The following is an 18,614-nucleotide window of genomic DNA, read 5'->3' as shown; positions in this document are numbered from 1 at the left end:
AGTCGATCCGTGAAGTGTCCTCGGCCACCGGCCAGGTCAACGAAGTGGCCTTGCGCGTCATTAGCGCCTCAAACGCCTCGATCCATAACGCCGACCAGCAATCGAGCCGTACCAGCAGTGTTGCCGCAGCCATCAACCAGCTCGGCGCCGCCGCCCAGGAGATCGCCCAGAACGCGGCCCTCGCCTCGCAGCACTCCAGCGATGCGCGCAACCTGGCCGCAGAAGGCCAGCAGGTGGTCGAGCAAACCATCGAGGTGATGAACCAGCTGTCGACCAAGATCAGCGACTCCTGCGACAACATCGAAACGCTCAACGCCAACACGGTGAACATTGGCCAGATCCTCGAAGTGATCAGCGGCATTTCCCAGCAGACCAACCTGCTGGCGCTCAATGCTGCCATCGAAGCGGCCCGTGCAGGTGAAGCCGGCCGAGGCTTCGCGGTGGTGGCCGATGAGGTACGCAACCTGGCTCACCGCACCCAGGACTCAGCGCAACAGGTTCAGCGCATCATTGAAGAACTACAGGCAGGCGCCCGCGTCGCCGTCAGCACCATGACCGAAAGCCAGAGCCACAGCCAGCACAGCGTCGGCATTGCCAACCAGGCCGGTGAACGCCTGGGCAGCGTGACTCAGCGAATCGGTGAGATCGACGGCATGAACCAGTCGGTGGCCACCGCTACCGAAGAACAGACGGCCGTGGTCGAGTCGATCAATGTCGACATCACCGAGATCAATACGCTGAATCAGGAAGGCGTGGAGAACCTGCAAGCGACTTTGCGGGCCTGCAATGACCTGGAGAATCAGGCCAGCCGCTTGAAGCACTTGGTGGGGAGTTTCAGGATTTGATCTGAAATTTATCGCGGGGCAAGCCCGCTCCCACAGAATCGGTGGGAGCGGGCTTGCCCCGCGATCGAATTCAACTCAAAACCGCGAGCCGGGCTCCAGCAGAAAATCCATCTCTTCATCGGTACTCGGCCGATTCAGAACCAGATTGCGATGCGGGAAGCGGCCAAAGCGGGCAATCACTCGCTGGTGCTGCTCGGCATAGTCGAGGAAGCCTTCGAACAGACGCCGCTCTCTATCCGGCTGGGCATCAAGCAACAACTGATAGCGCTCGACACTGATGTTCTGCCAGTCGAGCACTTCGGCATGCTCGAGCACCAGCAGGATGAACACCCGCTGGATCGGTAGAAGCTGGTAATCCCACTTCTTGTCCAGGCCCTGCATCACCAGCACCTGAGCACGCCGGTCGCCATCGAAGGCATGCGGCGTGTCGCGGTGAATCATGCGCGGCAACTGGTCGAGCAGCAGGACCAGACCCAGCCAGCCCTGCGGGCTTTGCAGCCACTCGTCCAGACCGCCCGCCAGTGCCTGAGCGACCAGGTCGCCGAAGCGCTCACGCGCCTCGTCGTCGTGGTGCTTGCCGAACCACAGCGTGCTCTTCTCGTCAGCGACGTCCTGAGGGCTGGTGCCCCATCCGAACCACCACTCCAGTAACGGCTGCCAAGGTGCGAGCATGACTTACTCCTGGTGATAACCGGTAACGCGCTCGACTTCCTGCTTGGAGCCGAGGAACACTGCCACGCGCTGGTGCAGGCTTTCGGGCTGGATGTCGAGGATGCGCTGTTTGCCGTCGGTGGAAGCACCGCCAGCCTGTTCGATGATGAACGACATCGGGTTGGCTTCGTACATCAAGCGCAGCTTGCCCGGCTTGGAAGGCTCACGGGCATCACGCGGGTACATGAACAGGCCGCCGCGGGTCAGGATGCGATGCACATCGGCAACCATCGAGGCAATCCAGCGCATGTTGTAGTTCTTTTTCAGCGGACCGGTCTCACCGGCCAGCAGCTCGCCCACATAACGGGTCACCGGCGCTTCCCAGTGACGCTGGTTGGACATGTTGATGGCGAACTCGGCGGTGGTTTCCGGCACCTGGATGTTCTCGTGGGTCAGGACGAAGCTGCCCAGCTCGCGGTCCAGGGTGAAGCCCTTGACGCCGTTGCCCAGGGTCAGGATCAGCATGGTCTGCGGACCATAGATCGCATATCCGGCGGCAACCTGCTTGGTGCCAGGCTGCAGGAAGGCCTGCTCGTTGAGGCTTTCGTTCTGGCTCAGGTACTCGTTAGGGCAACGCAGTACCGAGAAAATCGTGCCGACCGATACGTTGACGTCGATGTTCGACGAACCGTCCAGTGGGTCGAATACCAGCAGGTAGGCACCTTTCGGGTATTTGCCCGGAATCTGGTAGGCGTTGTCCATTTCTTCGGACGCCATGCCAGCCAGGTGACCGCCCCACTCGTTGGCTTCGAGCAGGATGTCGTTGGAAATCACGTCCAGTTTCTTCTGGACTTCGCCCTGCACGTTTTCAGTGCCCATGCTGCCCAGAACGCCGCCCAGCGCGCCCTTGGAAACGTTATGGCTGATCTCCTTGCACGCACGCGCCACCACTTCGATCAGGAAGCGCAGATCGGCAGGAGTACTGTTGCTGCGGGTCTGCTCAATCAAATAGCGACTCAGGGTAACGCGGGACATGTAAGGCTCCGAAGGAAGGGGGTAATAAAAACCCCCGCAGTTTACAGGGAGAGTGCAACGCTAGCGAGCGATCCGACACGCTTGCCCGATCAGACGGCACATTGGCCCGAGAGTTCACCGCCCCCGGGCCGCCATGCACAGCTTAGTCGAGGACTTTCCAGATTTGCGTGGCGTACTCACGAATGGTCCGGTCGGACGAGAACCAGCCCATCCGTGCGGTGTTGAGCACTGCGATACGCCACCACTGTTTGGGGTCATGCCAGAGCGCTTCGACGCGCAGTTGAGCATCCCAGTAGGCATCGAAGTCGGCGCAGAGCAGAAAGCGGTCATGGGCCACCAGCGAATCCACCAGCCCCAAATAACGGGCCGGATCATCCGGGGAGAACACCCCGCTGCGAATCGCCTGGAGCACGTCATTGAGACGGTGCGAGGCACTGATCGCCGCATGGGCGTCAAAGTCGCCACTGCGCTTGCGCGCTTCCACCTGCTGCGCGGTCAGGCCGAAGATGAACATGTTCTCGGCGCCCACTTGCTCGCACATCTCGACGTTGGCACCGTCCAGGGTGCCGATGGTCAGGGCGCCATTGAGACCGAACTTCATGTTGCTGGTACCAGAGGCTTCGTAACCGGCCGTAGAAATCTGTTCGGACAGGTCAGCCGCCGGAATGATGCTCTCCGCCAGGCTGACGTTGTAGTTGGGCAAGAACACCACCTTGAGCAGACCGCGCACCGTCGGGTCGTTATTCACCACCCGGGCGATGTCGTTGCTGAGTTTGATGATCAACTTGGCCTGGTGATAGCTGGCCGCCGCCTTGCCGGCAAAAATCTTCACCCGCGGCGCCCAGCTGGTGCCGGGCTCGGCGCGAATGGCCTGGTACAAGGCCACGGTGTGCAGGAGGTTGAGCAACTGGCGCTTGTACTCATGGATGCGCTTGACCTGCACATCGAACATGGCTTGCGGGTTGACGCTGACACCCAGGCGCTCCTGGATCAGATTGGCCAAGGCCGTCTTGCTGTGCAGCCGTTGCTCGGCGAACTGCTTGCGGAACGACGCCTTGTCGGCAAAGGGCTCAAGATCGCGCAAACGCCCTTGCGGGTCATCGAGCACGTCATCACCCAAAGCCTCGACCAGCATGCCGGTCAACAGCGGGTTGGACTGATAAAGCCAGCGGCGGAAGGTGATGCCGTTGGTCTTGTTGTTGATCCGTTCCGGGTAGAGCTTGTGCAGTTCGGCGAACACCGTGCTGCGCATCAACTTGCTGTGCAACGCCGACACGCCATTGACGCTGTGCGAGCCAAGAAACGCCAGGTTGCCCATACGCACGCGCCTGCCGTTGTCTTCCTCGATCAGCGACACTGCGCGCAGTACATCAAAGTCATGGATGCCCTTGGCCCGCAGGGCATCGATGTGAAACGCATTGATCAGGTAGATGATCTGCATGTGCCGCGGCAGCATGCGTTCCATCAGGCCGACCGGCCAGGTTTCCAGGGCTTCGGGCAACAGGGTATGGTTGGTGTAGGCCAGGGTCTCGACGGTCAACTGCCAGGCTGTGTCCCAGGGCACTTCATGCTGATCGACGAGCAAACGCATCAGTTCGGCCACCGCAATCGAGGGATGCGTGTCATTGAGCTGGATCGCCGCCGACTCATGCAGGTTGAGCAGACTTTCGTGCATGTTCAGGTGACGGCGCAGCAGATCCTGCAGCGAGGCACAAACAAAGAAGTACTCCTGGCGCAGGCGCAGCTCTTGGCCAGCCTCGGTACTGTCGGCCGGATATAGTACCCGCGAGATGCTTTCAGCCCGTGCTACTTCAGCCACGGCACCCAGGTGGTCACCCGCATTGAATCGCTCCAGGTGCAACTCTTCCAGCGCCCGTGCCCGCCACAGGCGCAAGGTGTTGACGCTGGCGCCACGCCAGCCAACAACCGGCGTGTCATAGGCCACCGCTCGTACGGTTTCGGCCGGCCACCACACCTGGCGTTGCTGGCCATTGGCGTCATGCACGGTCTCGACGCTGCCGCCAAAACTGATCGGATAGATCACCTCAGCCCGCTCGAACTCCCAGGGGTTGCCGAAATCCAGCCAGTTCTCGGTCTGCTCCTGCTGCCAGCCATCGACCACCGCCTGGCGGAAAAGGCCGTGCTCGTAGCGAATGCCGTAACCGTGGGCGGCAATACCCAACGTCGACATGCTTTCCATGAAGCAGGCCGCCAGACGCCCGAGGCCACCGTTGCCCAAGGCTGCGTCCGGCTCTAGCAGGCGAATGCGCTCAAGATCGACATCCAGGCCACTGAGGGCTTCTCGGGCGACCTCCAGCAGGCCCAGATTGCTCAGACTGTCGTACAGCAAGCGACCGATGAGAAACTCCAGGGACAGGTAATACACCCGTTTCTGGCTGCTGCGGTAGATCTGTCGGGTATGGTCCATCCAATGATCGACCATGTGATCACGGGCGGCCAGGGCGATGGCTTCGAACCAGTCATGGTCGAAGGCGTGTTCCGGATCCTTGCCGACCGCGTAGGTCAATTTGTCCAGTACAGCGGTGCGAAAAGCGGCCACCTCTGCGTCACGAGCGAGTGGTTCCTGAGACATGCGACGTCCTCGACCAGGTTGACGAATGCGGATGGAGATCTCTCAGCCTAGACCGTTCGACACAGAGCGAAAGCGCAGGTTCGGGAGTTTCTGCTTAAAAACAGCGGCCATGGCTGGTGGAACTGGCAAATGGCTGTTCACATTTTGACCAACTCCGGTATGATCGCGCGCCTACCAGAACATCTAAAACCTGAACCTGATGAAACCGACCCTGATTGCCGCCGCCGAAGTCGACCGCCTGGAAACCTGGCAGAAGTACCAAAGCCATATGTGCGGAGGCTGCAACTCGACCTGCTGTACCTTGCCGACGGAAGTGAAAATCAAAGACCTGATCCGTATGGGCGTGGTGGATGAGTTCGAGGTGGGCGAGCCGCCGAAGAACATTGCCAAGCGTTTGCAGAAGGACGGGATCATCCAGCGCTTCAACCAGAAGTCGGGCATCTTCACTCTGGCGCAGATGAGCAACGACGACTGCCTGTATCTGGATCGTAAAAGTCGCATGTGCACCATTTACGACAAGCGCCCGGACACCTGCCGTAACCACCCGCGGATCGGACCGCGCCCAGGGTATTGCGCCTACATTCCCAAGCCGGCAGCGCGCCGCTAAACGCATCGCGGGGCAAGCCCGCTCCCACAGTGGGCTTGCCCCGCGATTGGTTTACCAGACAAACAAAAACGCCCCCGGCCTTGCGGCCGGGGGCGTTTTTGTTTCAGCCGGGCTTAGTTAGCCTTGGCTTTCTTGGCAGCGCGGGTACGCTCGCCTTCGTCGAGGATCTTCTTACGCAGACGGATCGACTTAGGCGTCACTTCGCACAGCTCGTCGTCCTGGATGAATTCCAGAGCCTGTTCCAGGGTGAAGCGAACAGGTGGAACCAGAGCGATGGTTTCGTCTTTACCCGAAGCACGCATGTTGTCGAGCTTCTTGCCCTTGGTAGGGTTGACGCCCAGGTCGTTGTCACGGCTGTTCAGACCCACGATCTGACCGTTGTAGATCTCCTGACCATGCTCAACGAACAGCTTGCCGCGAGCCTGCAGGGTTTCCAGCGAGTAGGTCAGTGCCTTACCGGTTTCTACCGATACCAGTACACCGTTCTGACGGCCGGACATGTGACCGGACTTCATCGGCGCGTAGCGATCGAAGATCGAGGTCAGGATGCCTGCACCGTTGGTCAGGGTCAGGAACTGGTTACGGAAACCGATCAGACCACGGGCTGGAATGTTGTATTCCAGGCGTACACGGCCCTTGCCATCCGGAACCATGTTGGTCAGGTCGCCTTTACGCAGACCCATTTCTTCCATGACCTTGCCCTGCGAATCTTCAGGGATGTCGATGGTGACGTTCTCGAACGGCTCGTGCTTGACGCCGTCGACTTCACGGATGATCACTTCCGGACGACCAACGCCCATTTCGAAGCCTTCACGACGCATGGTTTCGATCAGAACCGACAGGTGCAGCTCACCACGGCCGGAAACCTTGAACTTGTCAGCCGAGTCGCCTTCTTCAACGCGCAGTGCAACGTTGTACAGCAGCTCTTTGTCCAGACGTTCCTTGATGTTACGGGAGGTGACGAACTTGCCTTCTTTACCGCAGAACGGCGAGTCGTTGACCTGGAAGGTCATCGAAACGGTTGGCTCGTCAACGGTCAGTGGCTTCATCGCTTCAACTGCGTCCGGGGAGCACAGGGTGTCAGAGATGAACAGCTCGTCGAAACCGCTGATGCAGACGATGTCGCCAGCCTGGGCTTCTTCGACGTCAACGCGGTGCAGACCGTGGTGACCCATCAGCTTGAGGATACGGCCGTTACGCTTCTTGCCGTCGGTATCGATAGCAACAACCGGGGTGTTCGGCTTGACGCGGCCACGGGCGATACGGCCAACGCCGATAACACCGAGGAAGCTGTTGTAGTCCAGGGCCGAGATCTGCATCTGGAACGGACCGTCACGGTCAACAGCTGGCGCTGGTACGTTGTCGACGATCGACTGGTACAGCGGGGTCATGTCTTCGGCCATTTCGGTGTGGTCCAGACCGGCAATGCCGTTCAGGGCCGAGGCGTAGACGACTTTGAAGTCCAGCTGTTCTTCGGTGGCGCCGAGGTTGTCGAACAGGTCGAAGATCTGGTCCAGAACCCAGTCAGGACGTGCGCCCGGACGGTCGACCTTGTTGATCACCACGATTGGACGCAGGCCGGCTTCGAAAGCCTTCTTGGTCACGAAACGGGTTTGCGGCATAGGGCCGTCTTGGGCGTCGACCAGCAGCAGCACGGAGTCGACCATCGACATTACACGCTCAACCTCGCCACCAAAGTCGGCGTGGCCGGGGGTGTCGACGATGTTGATGTGGTAGCCGTTCCAGTTGATGGCGGTGTTCTTCGCCAGAATGGTAATACCGCGCTCTTTTTCCTGGTCGTTGGAGTCCATGACGCGCTCGTCGTTGAGCTCGTTACGCTCCAGAGTGCCGGACTGACGCAGGAGTTTGTCGACCAGGGTGGTTTTACCATGGTCAACGTGGGCGATGATGGCGATGTTACGCAGATTTTCGATCACGTGTGTATCTCGATCAGAGGATTCGGGTTGCCGCCCAGTCTAGGCGGCGAATATGAATGAATGGCGCTCAACGGGCCCGCAGGTCGGGAGGGCGATGGCGGATGCTCCCGCCATACAACCCCGGCGTTTTATGTCGGACGATAAACGCGCACATTGGCATGTCCCTCACTGAGCAAATGATGGGCATGCAGGCGACTCATCACACCCTTGTCGCAATACAGTAGGTACTGGCGCGTAGCGTCCAGCTCCTTGAAGCGACTGTTCAGGGCGTAGAACGGCAAGGCCTTGACCTCGATGCCGTCCAGTTCCAGGGGCTGGTCTTCCTGGGCATCGGGGTGACGAATGTCGATCACCACCTGCCCGGCCAGCGCCTGGCTGACTTCTTCGATCTGGATATCCTGGCTGAGTTCATCGATCACGTGGTCGATGGAGATCAGGCGAGCGCGCTCCAGAGCACGCTCGAGCACGGCCATGTCGAACTGCTTCTCTTCATGGTCAACGCGGTGACGCTTGGCGCAGGTGGTCGGGTTCACCGAGATCACGCCGCAGTATTCAGGCATGTGCTTGGCGAACTCGGCGGTGCCGATCTGGTTGGCCTGGTCAATGATGTCCTGCTTGTGGCTGGCCAGCAGCGGACGCAGTACCAGCTTCTCGGTGGCCGAGTCGATTATGGCCAGGTTCGGCAGGGTCTGGCTCGACACCTGGGAAATCGCTTCGCCGGTCACCAGCGCGTCGATCTCCAGGCGGTCGGCAATATTGGTCGCCGCGCGCAGCATCATGCGCTTGAGGGTCACGCCCATGTAGCTGTTGTCGACCTTGCCGAGAATCTCGCCGACCACTTCTTCGAACGGCACGCTGACGAACAGCACGCGCTGGCTGCTGCCGTATTTCTTCCACAGGAAGTGGGCGACTTCCATCACCCCCAGCTCGTGGGCACGGCCGCCCAGGTTGAAGAAGCAGAAGTGGGTCATCAGGCCGCGGCGCATCATCTGGTAGGCCGCCACAGTGGAGTCGAAACCACCGGACATCAACACCAGAGTCTGCTCCAGCGCGCCCAGCGGGTAGCCGCCGATTCCCTTGTGCTGGCTGTGAATCACGTACAAAAGCTTGTCACGCACCTCGATGCGCACCTCGACCTCGGGATTGCGCAGGTCGATACCGGCGGCGCCGCACTGCTGACGCAGCTGGCTGCCGACATAACGGTCGACGTCCATCGAGGTGAAGTCGTGGTGGCCGCCACGCTTGCAACGTACCGCGAAGCGCTTGCCGGCCAGCAGATGACCGAAGTGCGCCTTGCACTTGGCAACGATATCGTCGAAGTCACCCAGCGGGTACTCGTCGACCTGCAGGAAATGGGCAATGCCCGGCATACAGGTCAGACGCTCGGTCATCTCGCGCAGGACTTTCTCGTCCTCGATGCGGGTGACCACCTCGAGGTTGTCCCAGACACCGTTAACCGCGAGCGCAGGATCGAGGTCCTTGAGCACGGTACGGATGTTGCGGCCCAGCTGACGAATGAAGCGCTTGCGAACCGGGCGGCTCTTGATAGTGATCTCTGGGAAGACTTTTACGATTAGTTTCATGAAATACAGCGCGCGAGGTGCCGACTAAAAAAGTGGGGCGCGGATTATAGCGGAAATTGTTCAAGGTTTAACCAATTAATCTACAGAAGGTTTTTCTCGCACCATAATGAGGCACAACACTTCATTCGCGCCTCTTAAGAGTGCAGAAAATCGCTTGAATTTCAGCCCCGCGCCCCTGAAATGCTTGGCAATCGGGCAAAAACTCCAAACCGGGGCACTGGCATGCAATTTGCTCCCTTGTGATGCAGGTTGCCTTGGCCGACTATTCGCGCCCGGCATCACCCAAATTCCAGGGCTGCACAGGCTAGCTCTACCCCACCCGGAGGACACTATGTCGAAGTCGGTTCAACTCATCAAAGATCATGACGTTAAATGGATTGATCTGCGCTTCACTGACACCAAGGGCGTACAGCACCACGTGACCATGCCGGCCCGTGATGCGCTGGAGGAAGACTTCTTCGAAGTCGGCAAGATGTTCGACGGTTCCTCCATCGCTGGCTGGAAAGGCATCGAAGCCTCGGACATGATCCTGATGCCGGTCGACGAAACCGCCGTGCTGGATCCGTTCACCGAAGAGCCGACCCTGATCCTGACCTGCGACATCGTCGACCCTTCGAGCATGCAGGGTTACGACCGTGACCCGCGCGCGATCGCCAAGCGTGCCGAAGAGTACCTCAAGAGCACTGGCATCGGTGACACCGTGTTCGCCGGTCCAGAGCCTGAGTTCTTCATCTTCGACGAAGTGAAGTTCAAGTCGGACATCTCCGGCTCGATGTTCAAGATCTTCTCCGAGCAAGGCTCGTGGATGTCCGACCAGGACGTTGAAGGCGGCAACAAAGGCCACCGTCCAGGCGTCAAAGGTGGTTACTTCCCGGTTCCGCCGTTCGACCACGACCACGAAATCCGTACTGCCATGTGCAACGCACTGGAAGAAATGGGTCAGACCGTCGAAGTTCACCACCACGAAGTGGCGACTGCCGGTCAGAACGAAATCGGCGTCAAGTTCAACACCCTGGTGAAGAAAGCTGACGAAGTCATGGCCCTGAAATACGTCGTGCACAACGTTGCCGACGCTTACGGCCGCACTGCCACCTTCATGCCGAAGCCACTGTACGGCGACAACGGCTCGGGCATGCACGTGCACATGTCGATCTGGAAAGAAGGCAAGAACACCTTCGCAGGCGAAGGCTATGCCGGCCTGTCCGACACTGCCCTGTACTTCATCGGCGGTATCATCAAGCACGGTAAGGCCCTGAACGGCTTCACCAACCCGTCGACCAACTCCTACAAGCGTCTGGTACCAGGCTTCGAAGCACCGGTAATGCTGGCCTACTCGGCTCGCAACCGTTCCGCTTCGATCCGTATCCCTTACGTTTCCAGCCCGAAAGCCCGCCGTATCGAAGCGCGCTTCCCGGACCCATCGGCCAACCCGTACCTGGCCTTCGCCGCACTGCTGATGGCCGGCCTGGACGGTATCCAGAACAAGATCCACCCAGGCGATGCCGCCGACAAGAACCTGTACGACCTGCCGCCTGAAGAGGCCAAGGACATCCCGCAGGTTTGCGGCAGCCTGAAGGAAGCCCTGGAAGAGCTGGACAAGGGCCGTGCGTTCCTGACCAAGGGCGGCGTGTTCTCCGACGACTTCATCGATGCCTTCATCGAGCTGAAGAGCGAAGAAGAAATCAAGGTCCGCACCTTCGTACACCCACTGGAATACGAGCTGTACTACAGCTGCTGATTCGGTGACGGTGTAACGCCATCAAAGAGAGGCCTCCTTCGGGAGGCCTTTTCTTTTTCTGACGCATGCATAGGTCACAGCCGACAGGTTTAAAGCTCACAACGCGGCACACTGGTCTTTTTCTGTTCAGGACACCTCACCATGCGCACAACCCTGTTTGCCCTGCTGTTCACTCCCCTGCTCCTCACCCAAGGCTGCACATCGACACCGCCACCCACCAGCGCGCTGCAGCAATTGCTCGACAGCGTCGAACAACGCCTGGATATCGCCGAAGCCGTTGCCCTAAACAAATGGGACTCGGGCCAGCCGGTACAAGCCAGCGAGCGCGAACTGCAGGTGATCGCCGGCGCCCAGACTCAAGCCGCACGCCTGGGCGTCGACAGTCAGCGCGCAGCCGTGTTTTTTACCGATCAGATCGAAGCCAATAAATTACTCCAGTACAGCGCGCTGTCACGCTGGCATGCGGCGGGCAGCGCACCGCAAACGCCACGTATCGATCTGGCCACGCAGTTGCGCCCACAGCTGGATCGTCTGCAACGCACCCTGCTAAGCCAGCTGGCGGCCTTCGACCGCAGCCGCCCGGCGCCTTGCCAGCCTGCACTGGCCCAGGCCATCGAGCAGCGCGAGACAAGCCCGCAACGAGCGCTGGCCCTGATCCGTGCCACCGCCCATTTATGCGCCGCGCAGTAAATCCTCCTCTATGCTCTATATTGGTGCACGCAATAGCCTGCACCTAAGCAAATCAGCCCATTTTGGTTCAAGAAAACCGCCAGATCAGGGCTTTGTAGCCATATTTAGCGCAAATACAGGTCTTTATCCGGCAAATCCGCTTCTTTTCGGAGCCTTGGTTTGTTTTTTGCATTTTCTTCTCACCAGCAGACAACCAGCGCCCGCGACCCTGGCCCAGCCGCGGTCGTCATGAGCCAAAAGAGGTCACCGACACCCCATGACCATCAGCGATGCCCTGCACCGACTGCTACTGGACAACCTGACCACTGCCACCATTCTGCTCAATGCCGAGTTGCGCCTTGAGTACATGAACCCGGCAGCGGAAATGCTCCTGGCCATCAGCGGCCAGCGCAGTCATGGGCAATTCATCAGCGAGTTGTTCACCGAATCGCCTGAAGCGCTCAATTCCTTGCGCCAGGCAGTGGAGCACGCGCACCCGTTCACCAAGCGCGAAGCGCAACTGACGTCACTGACCGGGCAGACTCAGACCGTCGACTATGCGGTAACACCGATCCTCAGCGGTGGCCGGACCTTGCTGCTGCTTGAGGTCCACCCCCGCGACCGGCTGCTGCGTATCACCAAGGAAGAAGCCCAGCTGTCCAAGCAGGAAACCACCAAGCTGCTGGTGCGCGGCCTGGCCCACGAAATCAAGAACCCACTGGGCGGCATTCGCGGCGCCGCCCAACTGTTATCGCGGGAGCTGCCCGAGGAAGCCCTCAAGGATTACACCAATGTGATCATTGAAGAGGCGGATCGCCTGCGCAACCTGGTCGATCGCATGCTCGGTTCGAACAAGCTGCCCTCGCTGGCAATGACCAACATCCATGAAGTGCTTGAACGGGTCTGCAGCCTGGTCGAAGCCGAAAGCCAAGGCGGCATCACCCTGGTGCGTGACTACGACCCGAGCCTGCCGGACGTACTGATCGACCGCGAGCAGATGATCCAGGCCGTGCTCAATATCGTACGCAACGCCATGCAGGCCATCAGCGGCCAGAACGAACTGCGCCTGGGCCGCATCAGCCTGCGCACCCGCGCCATGCGTCAGTTCACCATCGGCCACACCCGCCATCGCCTGGTGGCCAAGGTCGAGATCATCGACAACGGTCCGGGCATTCCCGCCGAACTGCAGGAAACCATCTTCTACCCCATGGTCAGCGGCCGTCCGGACGGTACCGGGCTGGGCCTGGCCATTACCCAGAACATCATCAGCCAGCACCAGGGCTTGATCGAATGTGACAGCCATCCAGGCCACACCACCTTCTCGATCTTTCTGCCGCTGGAACAAGGAGCCACCGCCTCATGAGCCGTAGTGAAACCGTCTGGATCGTCGACGATGATCGCTCCATCCGCTGGGTCCTGGAAAAAGCCCTGCAACAGGAAGGCATGACCACCCAGAGCTTCGACAGCGCCGACGGCGTCATGAGCCGCCTGGCCCGGCAGCAGCCTGACGTGATCATTTCCGATATCCGCATGCCCGGGGCCAGCGGCCTGGACCTGCTGGCGCAGATTCGCGAACAACACCCGCGCCTACCGGTCATCATCATGACCGCCCATTCGGACCTGGACAGCGCGGTGGCGTCCTATCAGGGCGGTGCGTTCGAATACCTGCCCAAACCGTTCGACGTCGATGAGGCCGTGTCGCTGGTCAAGCGCGCCAACCAGCACGCCCAGGAGCAACAGGGCCTGGATGTCGCCCCGAGCCTGACCCGCACCCCGGAAATAATCGGTGAAGCGCCGGCAATGCAGGAAGTGTTCCGCGCCATCGGTCGCTTGAGCCACTCCAACATCACCGTGCTGATCAACGGTGAGTCGGGTACCGGCAAAGAGCTGGTGGCCCATGCCCTGCACCGCCACAGCCCACGGGCGGCCTCGCCGTTCATCGCCCTGAACATGGCGGCGATTCCCAAAGATCTGATGGAGTCCGAGCTGTTCGGTCACGAAAAAGGCGCATTCACCGGTGCCGCCAACCTGCGTCGCGGCCGCTTCGAGCAGGCCGATGGCGGCACGCTGTTCCTCGATGAGATTGGCGACATGCCAGCCGACACCCAGACCCGTCTGCTGCGAGTACTGGCCGATGGCGAGTTCTACCGGGTTGGTGGTCATGTGCCAGTGAAGGTCGACGTACGCATCATCGCCGCGACCCACCAGAATCTGGAAACCCTGGTGCAGGCTGGCAAGTTCCGCGAAGACCTGTTCCATCGCCTGAACGTGATCCGCATCCATATCCCGCGCCTGGCCGACCGTCGCGAAGACATCCCGACTCTGGCCCGACACTTTCTCGGCCGCGCCGCCCAGGAGCTGGCGGTTGAGCCAAAGCTGCTCAAGGCCGAGACCGAAGAGTTCATGCGCAACCTGCCGTGGCCGGGTAACGTGCGTCAGCTGGAAAACACCTGCCGCTGGATCACCGTAATGGCTTCAGGCCGGGAAGTGCACATCGGCGACCTGCCGCCAGAACTGCTCAACCTGCCACAGGACAGCGCGCCGGTGACCAACTGGGAGCAGGCGCTGCGCCAATGGGCCGACCAGGCCCTAGCCCGCGGCCAGACCAGCCTGCTCGACAGCGCCGTGCCGAGCTTCGAGCGGATCATGATCGAAATCGCCCTCAAGCACACCGCTGGTCGCCGACGTGATGCCGCGGTATTGCTCGGCTGGGGGCGCAATACCCTGACGCGCAAGATTAAAGAGTTGGGGATGAAGGTCGCCGGCGGCGATGAGGACGGCGACGACGAGGCCTGATGGAACTCTGGTGGGGGCAAGCCCGCTCCCACCGATAGTTGCTCCCAGATGCACCGAACCTGTGCCCGACGCACCGCAGCAAAGCACAAATCCCCGGCAAAACCCCGTTCCAGCCCCTCAAACCCGCTTATCTGCGGGCTGCAATAAAACTGGCACACACCCTGCATTAGTATCAGTACTTCCAGTTTTGGGGGCCTTGGTACAGGCAGGCCGGGGATTCCCCTCTTTTATTCGTGCAGTCTCACCTGCACACGCCAGCGCCCCTCATCCTCTGCACCGGCCCAGTTGCCGTGCAGAGGACGGGCCGCGACCAGGGTCACCAGCAACCCACCATCACTTTTCTGCACCCGCCAACTGACCGGTTTGCCCTGCTGGCGCAACTGGCCCCGCGCAGCCTTGCCGTCGGCCTCGAACAGCAAGGCCAGGGTGCCATCGACTTCTTCGCCATGCAGTTTGGGTTCTTCGTTGAACCACAGGTCCAGCCCACCCTCGACCACCTGTACCTGCTCCAGAACCCGCGGCTCGGGCGTGGTCAGGCGGCCGATCATCAAGCCCACCAACATGCCGAAAATCGCCAGGGAAAACAGCACGCGCGGCCATTGCTGCGAACGCGGGTCCGGTTCAGGAGTAGAATGCTCGCCATCTTTATGCTCGGAGCCGTGCATGTTTCACGTCATCCTCTTTCAACCAGAGATTCCGCCGAATACTGGCAATATTATAAGGCTGTGCGCCAACAGCGGCTGTCACTTGCACCTGATCGAGCCGATCGGCTTCGAGCTGGACGACAAGCGCCTGCGCCGCGCCGGGCTGGACTACCACGAGTATGCCACCCTCAAGCGCCATGCCGACCTGCCCAGCTGCCTGGAAAGCCTCGGCCAGCCGCGTCTGTTCGCGTTCACCACCAAGGCTTCGCACCCTTACCACGAAACGGTGTTCCAGCCTGGCGATGCCTTCCTGTTCGGCCCGGAAAGCCGTGGCTTGCCTGCTGAGGTGCTCGACAGCCTGCCCGCCGAGCAGCGCCTGCGCCTGCCCATGCGCCCGGGATGCCGGAGCCTGAATCTGTCCAATACCGTGGCGGTGACTGTCTACGAAGCCTGGCGTCAGCAAGGTTTTGCCTGAGCCATGAAAAAAGCGCCCATCAGGGCGCTTTTTGCGACATTGCAACAGGCTTATTGCAGCGAAGGCGCTTCGCCAGCTTCCTGCATGCGCTGCATTTCCTGAGCGTACAGAGCGTCGAAGTTGACCGGCGACAGCATCAGCGCCGGGAACGAACCACGGGTCACCAGGCTGTCCAACGCTTCGCGAGCATACGGGAACAGGATGTTCGGGCAGAACGCGCCTAGGGTGTGGCTCATCGAAGCCGCATCCAGGTTCTTGATCAGGAAGATACCGGCTTGCTGGACTTCAGCAATGAAGGCCACTTCATCACCATTCTTGACGGTCACCGACAGGGTCAGTACGACTTCGTGGAAGTCGCCTTCCAGACCTTTCTGCTTGGTGTTCAGATCCAGAGCAACACTTGGCTCCCACTGCTGACGGAAGATCGCCGGGCTTTTTGGCGCTTCGAAGGACAGGTCGCGCACATAGATGCGCTGCAGGGAGAACTGCGGAGTGCTTTCGTCGGCTGCTGCTGCGTCGTTGTTCTGTTGATCAGTCATGACAGATCCTTCTTTCCAGGTTCTTTAATAGGGGTTCTGGTTCAGGCCTTGAGCAAGCCGTCGAGTTTACCGGCGCGCTCAAGGGCATACAGGTCGTCGCAACCGCCGACATGGGTGTTGCCGATCCAGATCTGCGGCACCGAGGTACGCCCTGCCTTCTGGCTCATTTCGGCGCGCACTTGTGGCTTGCCATCGACCTTGATCTCTTCGAACGCCGCACCTTTGCTTTCGAGCAGGTACTTGGCGCGCGAGCAGTAAGGGCAGTAGTCGCTGGAGTAGACGATGACGTTGGCCATATCACTTCACCAGCGGCAGGTTGTCGGCTTTCCAGCTCGACACACCGCCAGACAGCTTGGCAGCGGTGAAACCGGCTTTGAGCAGTTCGCGGGCGGTGGTGCCAGCGTGCTGACCCATGGCGTCGACGACGATCAGGGTCTTGTTGGCCTTGTGCTTTTCCAGCTCGCCGATACGTGCGGCGAATTTGTCCTGCGGAATGTTCAGGGCGCCAACGATATGGCCAGCCGCGTAATCCTTGGTCGAACGGATGTCGATCACCAGGCCTTTATCGCTGTTGACCAGGGCGGTCAGCTCGCCAGTGCTCAGGCTGCGTCCGCCTTTGCGCGCTTCGGTGACAATCAGCAGCACCAGCAGAACGACGAAGATACCAACCAGCAGATAGTGATTTGTTGCGAATTCAATCAGGTGAGCAACCATCGGAGGGTGTTCCAGGCCATTAAAAATGTTGGCCAGTATACACAGCCCCCAAGGTCGGCCAAAGCCCGCCCGACCGGCTTGTCGGTAGTAATTCTCATCTAACCCCTGCAGTCCGTCGGCCAGCCCCCGGCGGCGAACAAGGTTAATTCGTCATTCATGAGCAATTTGCCCTAAAATGCGTGTCTTTATCATCTGAACAACCGTGAGTGGGATTGATGACGAGCACGCCAAAACCTTTGGTCCTGATCATCCTGGATGGTTTCGGTCACAGCGAAAGCCACGAATACAACGCCATCTACTCGGCCAACACGCCGGTTTACGATCGCCTGCGCGCTACCCAGCCGCACGGCTTGATCTCCGGCTCCGGCATGGATGTCGGTTTGCCTGACGGGCAGATGGGCAACTCCGAGGTCGGCCACATGAACCTCGGTGCCGGTCGCGTGGTGTACCAGGACTTCACCCGGGTCACCAAGGCCATCAAGGACGGCGAGTTCTTCGATAACGCCGTGCTCTGCGGCGCAGTCGACAAGGCCGCGGGTGCCGGCAAGGCCGTGCATATCCTCGGCCTGCTCTCCGATGGCGGCGTGCACAGCCACCAGGATCACTTGATCGCCATGGCCGAACTGGCCGCCCAGCGTGGCGCCGAAAAAATCTACCTGCACGCCTTCCTCGACGGTCGTGACACCCCACCGAAAAGCGCGCAATCTTCGATCGAGCTGCTCGACGCCACCTTCGCCAAACTGGGCAAGGGCCGCATCGCCAGCCTGATCGGCCGTTACTACGCCATGGACCGCGACAACCGCTGGGACCGTGTATCGGCTGCCTACAACCTGATCGTCGACAGTGCCGCCGAGTACAGCGCCGACAACGCCCAGGCCGGCCTGGAAGCCGCCTACGCCCGTGGCGAGAGCGATGAATTCGTCAAGGCCACGCGCATTGGTGACGCCGTCAAGGTCGAAGACGGCGACGCGGTGATCTTCATGAACTTCCGCGCCGACCGTGCCCGCGAGCTGTCGCGAGTGTTCGTCGAGCCTGACTTCAACGAATTCCCACGTGCTCGTCTGCCCAAGCTTGCCGCTTACATCGGCCTGACCCAGTACTCGGCAAAGATCCCGGCCCCTGCCGCTTTCGCTCCGGGCAGCCTGGACAACGTGCTCGGCGAATACCTGGCGAAAAACGGCAAGACCCAGCTGCGCATCGCCGAAACCGAAAAATATGCTCACGTCACCTTCTTCTTCTCCGGCGGCCGCGAAGAGCCGTTCGAAGGCGAAGAGCGCATCCTGATCCCGTCGCCGAAGGTTGCTACCTATGACCTGCAGCCGGAGATGAGCGCCCCACAAGTCACCGATCGCATCGTCGAAGCCATCGAGCAGCAGCGCTACGACGTGATCGTGGTCAACTATGCCAACGGCGACATGGTCGGCCACAGCGGTGTGTTCGAAGCCGCGGTCAAGGCCGTCGAGGCCCTGGACCTGTGTGTCGGCCGTATTGTCGAGGCGCTCGACAAGGTCGGTGGCGAAGCCCTGATTACCGCCGACCACGGCAACGTCGAGCAGATGGAAGACGCCTGCACCGGCCAGGCGCACACCGCGCACACCACTGAGCCGGTGCCATTCATCTATGTTGGCAAGCGCAACCTGCAGGTCCGCGAAGGCGGCGTGCTGGCTGACGTGGCGCCGACCATGCTCAAGCTGCTGGGCCTGGAAAAACCGGCAGAAATGACCGGCACCTCGATTCTGATCGACGCCTGAAGCCGCTAATCCGGCCGCAACGGTCGGTTTTCCGGAC

Annotated in this window: 17 protein-coding genes; 8 read left to right on the top strand and 9 right to left on the bottom strand. The window is 60.4% G+C overall.

The window, feature by feature from the left end:
• Positions 1-14 precede the first annotated feature (14 nt).
• Complete coding sequence (locus tag C6382_RS24660) at positions 15-845, top strand: methyl-accepting chemotaxis protein (protein ID WP_371919619.1); 831 nt, start codon at positions 15-17, stop codon at positions 843-845.
• A gap of 75 nt (positions 846-920) precedes the next feature.
• On the opposite strand, the gene C6382_RS13535 is transcribed toward C6382_RS24660, so the two are convergent.
• The 3 genes from C6382_RS13535 to C6382_RS13525 form a co-directional block, all read right to left on the bottom strand.
• Positions 921-1,517: a DUF924 family protein gene (locus C6382_RS13535; protein ID WP_107024941.1), complete on the bottom strand. Its 597-nt coding sequence runs from the start codon at positions 1,515-1,517 to the stop codon at positions 921-923.
• Between the two features lie 3 nt (positions 1,518-1,520).
• Positions 1,521-2,531: a class 1 fructose-bisphosphatase gene (locus C6382_RS13530; RefSeq protein ID WP_107024940.1), complete on the bottom strand. Its 1,011-nt coding sequence runs from the start codon at positions 2,529-2,531 to the stop codon at positions 1,521-1,523.
• 142 nt (positions 2,532-2,673) lie between these two features.
• Entirely contained in the window at positions 2,674-5,124 is a 2,451-nt protein-coding gene (locus tag C6382_RS13525; protein ID WP_107024939.1) for a glycogen/starch/alpha-glucan phosphorylase, read from the bottom strand.
• Positions 5,125-5,323: 199 nt separating this feature from the next.
• On the opposite strand from C6382_RS13525, the gene C6382_RS13520 reads away from it, so the two are divergent.
• A complete protein-coding gene (locus tag C6382_RS13520; RefSeq protein WP_038615479.1) occupies positions 5,324-5,731 on the top strand; it encodes a YkgJ family cysteine cluster protein in 408 nt (135 codons plus the stop codon).
• 113 nt (positions 5,732-5,844) lie between these two features.
• Here C6382_RS13520 and typA read toward each other — a convergent pair whose 3' ends face one another.
• Together typA and thiI are read right to left on the bottom strand one after the other, a co-directional pair.
• Positions 5,845-7,668, bottom strand: coding sequence for a translational GTPase TypA (typA, locus tag C6382_RS13515; protein WP_107024938.1), 1,824 nt, complete (start codon positions 7,666-7,668; stop codon positions 5,845-5,847).
• Between the two features lie 128 nt (positions 7,669-7,796).
• Complete coding sequence (gene thiI, locus C6382_RS13510; RefSeq protein WP_107024937.1) at positions 7,797-9,251, bottom strand: tRNA uracil 4-sulfurtransferase ThiI; 1,455 nt, start codon at positions 9,249-9,251, stop codon at positions 7,797-7,799.
• A gap of 331 nt (positions 9,252-9,582) precedes the next feature.
• On the opposite strand from thiI, the gene glnA reads away from it, so the two are divergent.
• The 4 genes from glnA (at position 9,583) to ntrC (ending at position 14,454) form a co-directional block, all read left to right on the top strand.
• A complete protein-coding gene (gene glnA, locus C6382_RS13505; protein WP_038615485.1) occupies positions 9,583-10,989 on the top strand; it encodes a type I glutamate--ammonia ligase in 1,407 nt (468 codons plus the stop codon).
• A 141-nt stretch (positions 10,990-11,130) separates the two neighbouring features.
• Entirely contained in the window at positions 11,131-11,679 is a 549-nt protein-coding gene (locus C6382_RS13500) for a chorismate mutase (RefSeq protein ID WP_107024936.1), read from the top strand.
• A gap of 256 nt (positions 11,680-11,935) precedes the next feature.
• Positions 11,936-13,021, top strand: a complete 1,086-nt coding sequence (gene glnL, locus C6382_RS13495; protein WP_107024935.1) for a nitrogen regulation protein NR(II) — start codon at positions 11,936-11,938, stop codon at positions 13,019-13,021.
• A complete protein-coding gene (ntrC, locus tag C6382_RS13490; RefSeq protein WP_107024934.1) occupies positions 13,018-14,454 on the top strand; it encodes a nitrogen regulation protein NR(I) in 1,437 nt (478 codons plus the stop codon). Before glnL ends, ntrC begins: the two co-directional genes overlap by 4 nt.
• Before the next feature lie 227 nt (positions 14,455-14,681).
• Here the strand turns inward: ntrC and C6382_RS13485 are convergent, their stop codons facing one another.
• Entirely contained in the window at positions 14,682-15,119 is a 438-nt protein-coding gene (locus C6382_RS13485) for a hypothetical protein (protein ID WP_107024933.1), read from the bottom strand.
• Here C6382_RS13485 and C6382_RS13480 point away from each other — a divergent pair.
• Positions 15,118-15,573, top strand: a complete 456-nt coding sequence (locus C6382_RS13480; protein ID WP_107024932.1) for a tRNA (cytidine(34)-2'-O)-methyltransferase — start codon at positions 15,118-15,120, stop codon at positions 15,571-15,573. The two genes, C6382_RS13485 and C6382_RS13480, sit on opposite strands and share 2 nt — an antisense overlap.
• 50 nt (positions 15,574-15,623) lie before the next feature.
• Here C6382_RS13480 and secB read toward each other — a convergent pair whose 3' ends face one another.
• Genes secB through C6382_RS13465 form a run of 3 tightly spaced genes read right to left on the bottom strand, consistent with a single transcriptional unit; the run spans position 15,624 to position 16,826 of the window.
• Entirely contained in the window at positions 15,624-16,112 is a 489-nt protein-coding gene (secB, locus tag C6382_RS13475; protein WP_107024931.1) for a protein-export chaperone SecB, read from the bottom strand.
• A gap of 41 nt (positions 16,113-16,153) precedes the next feature.
• Positions 16,154-16,408, bottom strand: a complete 255-nt coding sequence (gene grxC, locus C6382_RS13470) for a glutaredoxin 3 (protein ID WP_107024930.1) — start codon at positions 16,406-16,408, stop codon at positions 16,154-16,156.
• A gap of 1 nt (position 16,409) precedes the next feature.
• Complete coding sequence (locus tag C6382_RS13465; protein WP_107024929.1) at positions 16,410-16,826, bottom strand: rhodanese-like domain-containing protein; 417 nt, start codon at positions 16,824-16,826, stop codon at positions 16,410-16,412.
• 215 nt (positions 16,827-17,041) lie between these two features.
• Here C6382_RS13465 and gpmI point away from each other — a divergent pair, with 215 nt between their 5' ends.
• Positions 17,042-18,577 carry a 2,3-bisphosphoglycerate-independent phosphoglycerate mutase gene (gene gpmI, locus C6382_RS13460; protein WP_107024928.1) on the top strand — a complete coding sequence of 512 codons (1,536 nt, stop codon included), beginning with the start codon at positions 17,042-17,044 and terminating at the stop codon, positions 18,575-18,577.
• The last annotated feature ends 37 nt before the right edge of the window (positions 18,578-18,614 follow it).

The sequence above is a fragment of the Pseudomonas sp. BBP2017 genome (assembly GCF_003024385.1).
Classification (GTDB): Bacteria; Pseudomonadota; Gammaproteobacteria; order Pseudomonadales; family Pseudomonadaceae; genus Aquipseudomonas.
The sequence above is the reverse complement of the archived record's forward strand: the minus strand, read 5'-3'. Positions and strand labels throughout refer to the sequence as shown.

Bases quoted from the DNA above. Each gene is read 5' to 3' on its own strand.
- grxC (WP_107024930.1), bottom strand. From the start codon at position 16,408: ATGGCCAACGTCATCGTCTACTCCAGCGACTACTGCCCTTACTGCTCG.
- C6382_RS13465 (WP_107024929.1), bottom strand. From the start codon at position 16,826: ATGGTTGCTCACCTGATTGAATTCGCAACAAATCACTATCTGCTGGTT.
- gpmI (WP_107024928.1), top strand. From the start codon at position 17,042: ATGACGAGCACGCCAAAACCTTTGGTCCTGATCATCCTGGATGGTTTC.
- C6382_RS13520 (WP_038615479.1), top strand. From the start codon at position 5,324: ATGAAACCGACCCTGATTGCCGCCGCCGAAGTCGACCGCCTGGAAACC.
- C6382_RS13485 (WP_107024933.1), bottom strand. From the start codon at position 15,119: ATGCACGGCTCCGAGCATAAAGATGGCGAGCATTCTACTCCTGAACCG.
- glnA (WP_038615485.1), top strand. From the start codon at position 9,583: ATGTCGAAGTCGGTTCAACTCATCAAAGATCATGACGTTAAATGGATT.
- C6382_RS13530 (WP_107024940.1), bottom strand. From the start codon at position 2,531: ATGTCCCGCGTTACCCTGAGTCGCTATTTGATTGAGCAGACCCGCAGC.
- thiI (WP_107024937.1), bottom strand. From the start codon at position 9,251: ATGAAACTAATCGTAAAAGTCTTCCCAGAGATCACTATCAAGAGCCGC.
- C6382_RS13500 (WP_107024936.1), top strand. From the start codon at position 11,131: ATGCGCACAACCCTGTTTGCCCTGCTGTTCACTCCCCTGCTCCTCACC.
- C6382_RS13525 (WP_107024939.1), bottom strand. From the start codon at position 5,124: ATGTCTCAGGAACCACTCGCTCGTGACGCAGAGGTGGCCGCTTTTCGC.
- C6382_RS13535 (WP_107024941.1), bottom strand. From the start codon at position 1,517: ATGCTCGCACCTTGGCAGCCGTTACTGGAGTGGTGGTTCGGATGGGGC.
- glnL (WP_107024935.1), top strand. From the start codon at position 11,936: ATGACCATCAGCGATGCCCTGCACCGACTGCTACTGGACAACCTGACC.
- ntrC (WP_107024934.1), top strand. From the start codon at position 13,018: ATGAGCCGTAGTGAAACCGTCTGGATCGTCGACGATGATCGCTCCATC.
- C6382_RS13480 (WP_107024932.1), top strand. From the start codon at position 15,118: ATGTTTCACGTCATCCTCTTTCAACCAGAGATTCCGCCGAATACTGGC.
- secB (WP_107024931.1), bottom strand. From the start codon at position 16,112: ATGACTGATCAACAGAACAACGACGCAGCAGCAGCCGACGAAAGCACT.